The 6,405-nt window shown below is 37.3% G+C and carries 5 protein-coding genes; all 5 read left to right on the top strand.

Translation table 11 applies throughout. The annotated features are described in order from the left end of the window. The first annotated feature begins 76 nt into the window (after positions 1 to 76). Complete coding sequence (locus tag Q0A18_RS07530; protein WP_292009534.1) at positions 77 to 1,357, top strand: cellulase family glycosylhydrolase; 1,281 nt, start codon at positions 77 to 79, stop codon at positions 1,355 to 1,357. Positions 1,358 to 1,362: 5 nt separating this feature from the next. Then, positions 1,363 to 2,490, top strand: a complete 1,128-nt coding sequence (locus Q0A18_RS07525; protein ID WP_292009533.1) for a glycosyl hydrolase — start codon at positions 1,363 to 1,365, stop codon at positions 2,488 to 2,490. 30 nt (positions 2,491 to 2,520) lie between these two features. Continuing rightward, positions 2,521 to 3,945, top strand: coding sequence for an MFS transporter (locus tag Q0A18_RS07520; RefSeq protein WP_292009532.1), 1,425 nt, complete (start codon positions 2,521 to 2,523; stop codon positions 3,943 to 3,945). An 18-nt stretch (positions 3,946 to 3,963) separates the two neighbouring features. Then, complete coding sequence (locus tag Q0A18_RS07515) at positions 3,964 to 5,145, top strand: glycosidase (protein ID WP_292009531.1); 1,182 nt, start codon at positions 3,964 to 3,966, stop codon at positions 5,143 to 5,145. A gap of 72 nt (positions 5,146 to 5,217) precedes the next feature. Continuing rightward, a complete protein-coding gene (locus Q0A18_RS07510) occupies positions 5,218 to 6,399 on the top strand; it encodes an AGE family epimerase/isomerase (RefSeq protein ID WP_292009530.1) in 1,182 nt (393 codons plus the stop codon). Positions 6,400 to 6,405 lie beyond the last annotated feature (6 nt).

The following is a 6,405-nucleotide window of genomic DNA, read 5'->3' as shown; positions in this document are numbered from 1 at the left end:
ATATTATATCTCACAAACTTACATAAATATATTTGGCATTAATCAAACGTTAACAAATTTTTATTTTTAAAATCAGATGAATTCTATTTTCAAACTTTTCGTTTTATGCATTTTGGGTACCTTCATGAAGCTGAACGCACAACAATTTGTAAAGACAAAAGGGCATCAATTCTTTCTGAAAGGAAAACCTTATTATTTCATCGGAACTAATTTTTGGTATGCTTCTTACCTAGGTTTGGAGAAAAATCCGCAAAGAGGAATAGAAAGATTGAGAAAGGAATTAGATTTTCTCCAATCTCAAAATGTAAATAATATCCGGGTATTGGTAGGTGTGGAAGGCTCCGGAAAGATCAATGGAGTTAACCGTGTAGAACCTGCTTATCAGTATGAGGCAGGAAAGTTTAATGATGAAAATCTGAAAGGACTGGATATTCTGATGAAAGAAATTTCCAAAAGAAATATGAAAGTCGTTCTTTTTCTTTCCAATAACTGGGAATGGAGCGGTGGTTTCCTCCAATATCTTAACTGGAACGGACAGATTGACGACACCACTTTACAAAGAGTACTTAACTGGGATGAACTAAGGGATTATACTTTAAAATTCTATACCTGCCAACCTTGTATCCAACAGTACAGAGAGCAGGTTAAAAAAATTATTACCCGAAAAAATTCAGTAACAGGAAAACAGTATACAAAAGATAAAAGCATTATGGCTTGGGAGATCGCCAATGAACCCCGACCAATGAGACCTTCAGCAAATGAAAGCTATAAAAAATTCATAGCGGAAACTGCAGCATTCATCAAATCGCTGGATAAAAATCATTTAGTGACTACCGGAAGCGAAGGAGAACAGGGAACCGAAAACAGGGATCTTTATATAGAAAACCATCTGGATATTAATATCGATTATCTTACCATTCATATCTGGCCGAAAAACTGGGGATGGTTTGAAAAAGAAAAAATGGAAGAAGGCTTTGAGAATGCAAAATCCAAATCATTGGAATACATCAGCTCTCATATTAAAATAGCTGATAGCCTGAAAAAACCTATTGTACTGGAAGAATTCGGATTTCCAAGAGATAGGCATTCCTTTGATGTAAACACCTCAGTGTCATTGAGAAATCAATATTACGACGCCCTATTTCAGTTATGGAAAAATAATAAACAGCGAAAAGGCAGCTTTGCAGGAATTGCTTTCTGGGCTTTCGGAGGAACAGCAAGACCAATTCCGGGACAGGTATACTGGAAAAAAGGAGATGATTTTATGGGCGACCCTCCTATGGAAGAACAGGGATTAAACGCTGTTTTTGATTCGGATTCTTCTACCTGGGAAGTTATTTCAAAATACGCTAAATAATAACCATGAAAACTCTAAATAGAATATGGATAATCTGTCTGATCAATTGTACATTATTTTTTAATGTACAAAGCCAGACTCTTTCCAATCCCAATGCTACTCCGGAAGCCAAAAATCTGTATAAAAACTTATGGAAATTATTGGACAAAGGGATCATGTTCGGGCATCAGGACGATCTGGGGTATGGTGTCAACTGGAGAATGGAGTCAGGAAGAAGCGATGTAAAAGAAACAACCGGTGATTATCCTGCGGTTTTCGGATGGGATCTTATCCATCATGAAACAGGAAAAAACGGTCCTATCGATTTCTTTAGTTTTAAAGAAATGAAAAGCATGATCGAAGAAGCCTATGATATGGGAGGTATTAACACGATAAGCTGGCATACTTCAAATCCTAAAACAGGAAAGAATGCATGGGACAATACCAAAGAAAGTATTAAAGTGATCCTGCCGGGAGCTGAAAAACATCAGCTTTATAAAAACTGGCTTGATGGTATTGCAAAATACCTGAAGAGCATCAAAGGAAAAGATAAAAAACAGGTTCCTATTCTTTTTCGTCCTTATCATGAATTAACGGGAAACTGGTTTTGGTGGGGAAAAGGAAATGCAAGCCCTGAAGATTATAAAAAACTCTGGATATTCACTTATGATTATTTAACCAAAGAAAAACAGGTCAATAATCTGATCTGGGTTTACAATACTTCTGATTTCAATACAAAAGATGAATTCATGGAGTTTTATCCCGGTGATCAATACGTCGATATGATCAGCTTTGACATCTATGAAATGGAAGACCCAACAGAAAATAATTCTTTTGTGAAAAATGCACAGCGACAATTCAGCATTATGGATGAAATTGCTAAAGAACATCACAAGATTCCAGCCTTAGCCGAAACAGGCTACGAGCAAATTCCCTATAATAAATTCTGGACCGAAACAATAATGAATGCTGTAGGAAACTACAAAATATCTTACATCCTCGCGTGGAGAAATCACGGCTTAACCCATGAAAACAAAATGCATTACTACGTTCCCTACAAAGGGCATCCGAATGAACAGGATTTTAAAGATTTTCATGATCTGAAAAACACTCTGTTTCTGAAAGATATTCAAAAAGAAAACGTTTATAAATAATTTGATAAAGACTAATAACCTCTCTTCTCAATGAACAAAGATACAATAAGCTTAAAGGAAAAAATCGGATACGGATTTGGAGACGCAGCCTCATCCATGTTCTGGAAAATCTTCGGAATGTACTCGCTTTTTTTCTATACCGATGTCTTCGGAATCACTGCAGCTGCAGCCGGCACCATGTTTCTCATTGCACGGCTTTGGGATTCGGTTTTCGATGTTTTCGTGGGAATCGCTGCTGACAGAACTAAAACCAAATGGGGAAAATACAGACCTTATTTACTTTGGTTTGCCATTCCGTTTGCCTTGATGGGTGTTATTACATTCTATGTTCCTGATTTCAGTACCTCGGGAAAACTTATTTATGCTTATATCACTTATTCTTTGGTGATGATCGTCTACTCACTGATCAATGTTCCTTATGCCTCATTATTAGGTGCTATTTCTCCCAATCCCGAGGAAAGAAACTCATTATCATCATACAGAATGGCTTTTGCCTTTATCGGAAGCTTTGTAACCTTCATGCTGCTTCAGCCGCTTATTGACTTCTTTGCTGAAAGATTTGATCCTCAAAGTTTAGACACTACCCAGCATATAGTTGAAAACTCAGTAAGCACTTCTGCTATTGCATGGGCAATGGGAGTCGGGGTTATCGGGTTGCTTTGTGTGATTCTTTTTATTTTATGCTTCAGCTGGACTAAAGAACGGGTTCAGCAGATCGAATCCGAAGAAAATGTTTCTATAACAACTGATTTAAAGAATTTGTTTAACAATTCTCCATGGTGGATATTGGTAGGAACCGGTTTAGCTGCTTTATTGTTCAATGCGATCCGGGATAGTGTAGCAATCTATTATTTCAGGGATTATGTACAGGTGAACTACAAAATGTCCGGGACCGGATGGGATATCACAACGATTTATTTTCTGATCGGGCAGGCAGCCAATTTAATTGGAGTGATTGCCGCCCCTACCATTTCTGCAAAATATGGAAAGAAAAAAACGTATATGATCTCCATTTTATTAGCTGGATTTTTCAGTGTTATTTTTTATTTTATCCCTAATAACCTTACATTCATATTCATTCTGCAATTCCTTATTTCAGTTTTTGCCGGCTATGTGCTGCCATTGCTTTGGTCTATGTTCGCTGATATTGTTGACCATCAGGAATTTCTTACGGGAAGAAGAGCCACAGGACTTATTTTTTCATCCTCTTCCATGTCTCAAAAATTAGGATGGGCTTTAGGAGCTGCATTAAGCGGGTGGATACTTGCATGGTTCAATTATGTTCCCGACGCCCCCCAACAAACCGCAGACACCATATTCGGAGAACGATTAATGATCAGCCTATTACCTGCGGCATGCTGTATACTGGCTTTCGTAGGAATGATCTTTTATCCTTTAACCGATAAGAAGGTAAAGGAAATCACCCGACAACTTGAAGAAAAAAGAAATAGTTAAAAATATAATCAAAACAAGATGAGCGAATTATTTAATACCCGTTTTAATGCTGTAAAGGAAGAATTCGAGGATTTAATCTCAAAAGTAAATTCTCCGGTTGACGAAGCAGGAAACGGCATTTTCACACGATATAAAAACCCGGTAATCACTGCCGCACACACTCCACTGGAATGGCGATATGACATGAGTGATGAAAGAAATCCATTCTTTATGGAAAGGTTCGGAATCAATGCAGGCTTCAATGCAGGGGCCATGAAATGGAATGACAAATATCTGATGGCAGTCCGTGTAGAAGGAAATGACAGAAAATCATTCTTTGCTATTGCAGAATCTCCCAATGGGATTGATCATTTTAAGTTCTGGGAAAAACCCATCGTAATTCCTCAGATTGAAGGAAACCCGGACACCAACGTATATGACATGCGGTTAATCCAGCATGAAGACGGTTATATTTACGGCATTTTCTGTACGGAAAGAAAAGATCCCGACGCTCCTAAAGGCGATACTTCTATGGCTATTGCAAATGCAGGAATCGTAAGAACTAAAAACTTAGTTAAATGGGAAAGACTTCCTGATCTTATATCCAATACAGGACAACAAAGAAATGTAGTTCTGCATCCGGAATTTGTGGAAGGTAAATATGTACTTTATACACGCCCTCAGGATGGTTTTATCGATGTAGGAAGTGGCGGCGGAATCGGATTAGGATATGTTACCGACATGACTAATCCTGTGGTAGAAGATGAACATATTATCTATGGTAAGGTATATCATACAGTTTATGAGTTAAAAAACGGATTAGGACCCGCTCCTATCAAAACCAGTCAGGGGTGGCTGCATCTGGCTCATGGAGTACGTAATACTGCTGCTGGACTTAGATACGTGATGTATATGTTTATGACTGATCTGAACGATCTTGGGAAGATAACCCATAAACCTGCAGGGTATTTTATGGCTCCGGAAGGCATAGAAAGAATTGGAGATGTATCGAATGTTTTATTTTCAAATGGATGGATTGCTGATGAGGATGGAAAGGTTTTCATTTATTATGCTTCCTCCGATACAAGAATGCATGTGGCCGTTTCTTCAGTAGACCAGCTGATCGATTACTGTATGAATACTCCCGAAGATAAATTAACATCCTACGATTCGGTCCAGACCATTATTGATATTGTAGACCACAACAATTCTTTAAAATAATTTTATATAGTTTTATCCGGTGTTGCCAATATTAGATTAATTATTGGTAACACTTTTACAACCCTTATTCTTATGATATTTTCTACTCTCTTACAAGAAATTGAACAGGAACTTCATCACATCATTGACTATTGGAGTGCTCATTCCATTGATGAAAAAAACGGAGGCTTTATCGGAGAGATCGATTATAAAGAACATAAAAATTATGATGCGGAGAAAGGCTCGGTAATGTATGCAAGAATTCTCTGGACCTATTCGGCTGTCTATACAGCCACAAAAAATTACGATCATTTAAAAGTAGCAGAAAGAGCTTTCAATGAAATAAAAACTAAATTTTACAATCCTGAAGAAAAGGGATTATACTGGAGTATTCATCCTGACGGTTCTCCAAAAGACACTAAAAACCAAATTTACGCTTTGGCATTTGCCGTTTACGGGTTAAGTGAATTTTATAAAGCTTCAGGGAATAAAGAAGCTTTGGATTTAGCGATTACACTCTATCAAAGTATTCTGTCTCATTCTTATGATCAGCGAAACAAAGGATACTTTGAAGCTTATAACCAAAATTGGGAGGAAATATCGGACATGCGCTTAAGTGAGAAAGATGCCAACGAAAAAAAGACAATGAACACCCACCTTCATATCGTGGAGGCTTTTGCTAATCTTTATCTCGTCTGGAAAAATGAAGAATTGAAGCAAAATATTATTGATATCCTTGAAACCATCGATCAATATTTCGTTGATAAAAATACATGGCATTTAAAACTTTTCTTCGATGAAAACTGGAATGAAAAGCAAGATGTAATTTCTTATGGTCATGATATAGAAGCCGCATGGTTACTACAATGGTGTGCAGAGATTTCAGAAGATAAAAATCTTATCGAACAATATCAGAACTATGCTGTTAAAATGACCGATGCTACGCTGGAAGGTTTGGATTCAGATGGTGGATTATGGTATGAATTCAATCCGCAGGAAAATCATCTGATCGCAGAAAAGCACTGGTGGCCACAGGCTGAATTCTGGATTGGCTTTGTCAATGCTTATGAGCTTACTAAAGATGAAAAATATCTGAACTATTTTGAAAAGAATTTTGAATTTACCAAAAAGTATATTATAGATTCTCAGAAGGGCGAATGGTTCTGGGGAATTGACCGAAACTACCATCACATCAGAAAAGATAAAGCAGGATTTTGGAAGTGCCCTTATCACAACGGAAGAGCCTGCCTTGAAATTATAAAAAGATTAGCCTGATTTATC

This window comes from Chryseobacterium sp., from assembly GCF_022712095.1.
GTDB lineage: Bacteria > Bacteroidota > Bacteroidia > Flavobacteriales > Weeksellaceae > Chryseobacterium.
This window is presented reverse-complemented; position numbering and strand designations above follow the sequence as displayed.